Here is an 815-nt window from a genome sequence, read left to right as displayed (position 1 = left end):
CCGCCCGCCTTGCCCTGCAAGGCCATGAAGATGAGCTGAAAAGACTGTCGCTCATGCGCCCCATGCGCATCATCGGCAAAGCCCATGGCCACTCGCGCCTGCCGCCCAACCACACCCAACTCAATTACTGGCTCACGGGCCTGGGGCAATCCGAGGTGCTGCAGCGACTGGCGATCTTCGGCAAACAGGGCCATCAGGACCACGTTCGAACCTGGATGAACCGCTACCTGGGCAACGCCCTGCCTGCCCTGCTGGTCGGGTTGAACCTGTGGAATGTCCATGACATCACGACAAAAGCCAGCAACGACGGCCGGTTTACGGCGGATGAACTGCGTAATCTGGCGGCTGGTACGGCCTACGCTGCCAATGCGATTGCGGCGTTATGGGTGGGGCCGGCGTGGCATAAGGCGGGGGAGATGTCGGCGACGCTGGGTTCTGAAACTCTGCGGGTGGCAAAGGCTGGTTACCTGGAATGGTTGGGAGAAGCTAAAGCCGCCTCCAGGGGCAGCGCCCAGGCAGCGATTGCTAACGAATTTGCGACGTTTTCGAAAGGTTTGATCTTGCGTACGATGACGTGGGCGACCTTGGGGGCCGTTGCGGCGGGGGTTGAGGCTTGGCAGTTGTCAGAGGACGTTAGTCGTGCCACAAGTCCGGAAGAAAAAGTGCTGCTTTGGACGAAGTTTGGTGTAACTGGCGGAATGTCTTTTGTCGCTACAGGCCAGCTTGTTGGCGCAGCCCTCGGCTATTGGTACGGCTTTGCCTGGGTAATGTCCACGCCGGTAGCGATCATCCTGGCGGTGCTCGGCATCGCCTAT

Annotated in this window: 1 pseudogene; it reads left to right on the top strand. The window is 60.1% G+C overall.

The features are described 5' to 3' along the window. Positions 1 to 815, top strand: a pseudogene (locus ACCD02_RS32580) (hypothetical protein); the annotation flags it as partial.

Origin of the sequence: Pseudomonas sp. Pseusp88 (genome assembly GCF_047303955.1) — a bacterium.
Lineage (GTDB): Bacteria > Pseudomonadota > Gammaproteobacteria > Pseudomonadales > Pseudomonadaceae > Aquipseudomonas.
Note: the sequence above shows the minus strand (reverse complement) of the source record. Positions and strands in the feature narration are given on the sequence as shown.